This is a genomic window from Streptomyces cahuitamycinicus (assembly GCF_002891435.1).
Lineage (GTDB): Bacteria > Actinomycetota > Actinomycetes > Streptomycetales > Streptomycetaceae > Streptomyces > Streptomyces cahuitamycinicus.
In genome coordinates this window covers 1-2176 of the sequence record NZ_POUC01000745.1, presented here as the reverse complement: position 1 = coordinate 2176, position 2176 = coordinate 1, and the positions used below count along the sequence as shown (strand labels likewise).

Annotated in this window: 2 protein-coding genes; both read right to left on the bottom strand. The window is 70.6% G+C overall.

Features of this window, described 5'->3' with window-relative positions; all coding sequences use genetic code 11:
- The coding region (locus C1J00_RS48660; RefSeq protein ID WP_500691506.1) for an SUKH-4 family immunity protein at positions 1–664 on the bottom strand (664 nt) is incomplete at its 3' end.
- An 8-nt stretch (positions 665–672) separates the two neighbouring features.
- Complete coding sequence (locus tag C1J00_RS42355) at positions 673–1677, bottom strand: SMI1/KNR4 family protein (RefSeq protein WP_102914111.1); 1005 nt, start codon at positions 1675–1677, stop codon at positions 673–675.
- Between the last annotated feature and the right edge of the window lie 499 nt (positions 1678–2176).

Sequence of the window (2176 nt, the reverse complement as noted above, 5' to 3'; positions counted from 1 at the left end):
ACACCCTAGGGTTCGTCGGCAGCGTCAGAGGTGTATAAGAGACAGCCGTACCACTCCCCGGCGCGACGGGCGCCCCCTGGGCAGGAGTCACCACACCCCCGGCCGAAGCACCGGAAGCAGCACCGGAAGCCGACCCACCGGCAGGAGCCGGACCACCTGCGGCAGCCCCAGGGGCCGAAGACCCCGAACCACCAGCGGCACCCACAGAGGCCGAAGACCCCGAACCACCAGCAGCACCCACAGGAGCCGAACCCGTCTCACCGGACCCCGCACCCCGCCGATCCGGAATCCCCAGCTTGTCCGCCGCATCCTGCAACCACTCCGGCGGAGTCAGCAGGAACGACGTCTGATTCAGATCCACCCGCGCGGCAGGCGCCGCCGGTGCCGGCTCCTCCGCCGCGTCCGGACGGCCGTACTCCTCCTCGTACCGGCGGATCACCTCGCCCACCGGCAGCCCGGGCCACAACGTCGCCTCACCGCTGTCCCGCGCGATCACCAGCCGCTGCGCACCACCGTCCGACCGCGGCCCGTCCGCCCGGTCCTCCGCCCACACCACGAACCCGAGGTCGAACTCCCGCACCCGCACCTCACGATGCTGGTACGCCGGGAGATCCCCGTTGATCCACTCTTCCGCGCGCTCCTGCGCCTGCGCGAAGGTCACCATCGCCGACCTCACTCCCCCACGGCCGAGGACGACACCGCGCCCACCGGCACCACACGCGCGAACCCGCCGTCCACCATCAGGTTCGCCACCGTCTCCAACTCCGGCGGATTGCCCGCCAGCCGCGACAGGAAGACATCGAAGTCGTCCCCGCACGGCAACAGCAGCCGCTCCACACGCTCCGCCGGCGGCACCGAGGGATCCACGTCCCGCACGTCGTCATACGCGCAGAACCACACGGACCCGACCCGCTCGCCCCTCACCTTCACCGCCAGCAACCCGCCCTGGACGAAAGCGACCCCCAGGTAGTCCTTGGTCAAATGGTCACGCAGACACTTGTTGACGTACACCAGGTCATTGACCGCGGCCTCGTCACGCACCGTGAAGAACGGCTGGTCCACCAGCAGCCCCAGCTCCGCGTCCAGCGCGGCACCCACCGGCGCACAGCCACCCGCCGCCTTCAGGAACGACCGGTACGCACCCGGCAACCGGTAGCCCAGGTCCTCCTCGACGCCCTGCACCTGCGACTCCGTCACCGCCACACCCGACTTCGGCAACCCGAAGTGCGCCGGACGCGTCTCCTGCAAAGGCCGCGTCCCCCGCTTGGAGTGGTCGACACCCGACGTCGCCACACCCCCGTGATGCCGCAGCAGCGCCTTCACCTCGACCGGCACCAGCTCCAGCCGCCGCGACCCCACCACGTGGTGCCACGTCCAGCCGTGCGGCGTCGCCACCGCCGGCACCGTGTCCCACAGCTCGTGCCCGGACGCCGACAACGCCGTGTTCGCCGACACGTAATCCGTGAGCCGCAACTCGTCGACGCCGAAACCCTCCGGCGGCTCCGCGATCTCCGCGGCCGCACGCGCGTAAGCCGAGAAGTCGGGGTAACCATGCTCGTCGACCCGTACCCCTCTCGGGTGACGGGCCGCCCGGACCGGATCCGGGAAATGCACGACCTGCCCGGCGTAGGCCGCGTTCGGCGGCGCGGCTTGCTGCCCGAGCCGACCTGTCGTCATGGCGGTTGCCCCCTGCGGCACTCTGTACGACCCGTATTGACCACCCTCGGCACACTACGACCCGTATCGACTGTCACGTCTTGTTTCCCGACTGCACTGCACCTCGGCGCACTACACCGCACCTCACTGCACACGCCGACCCCACGGATCACCCTCCGGTTCACTGCATCGACCCCCGAACGGATCACCGCATCGCCCGCGGTGCCGACAGCCTATGCGGTACGACGACACCGGTCACCGGCACCGGCCGGCACCCCCCTCCGCTTCCGTGACCAGCCGTCACCCCACCGTGACGGCACACCCCGCTCCGGGCGTGTCGCCGCGCCCCAGCTTCCGCAGCAGCCACGGCATTTGGCAGTCTGTGACCCCCGGGGGGATGCACGGAGGGGAAGACGATCATGAACGCCACGCAGACGGGACCACACACCGGCCGGCCCGCCGACCCGCGAAACAACGACCCCAGAAGCGCAACCCGCGACACCGGCCCCCTGGCCGGCGC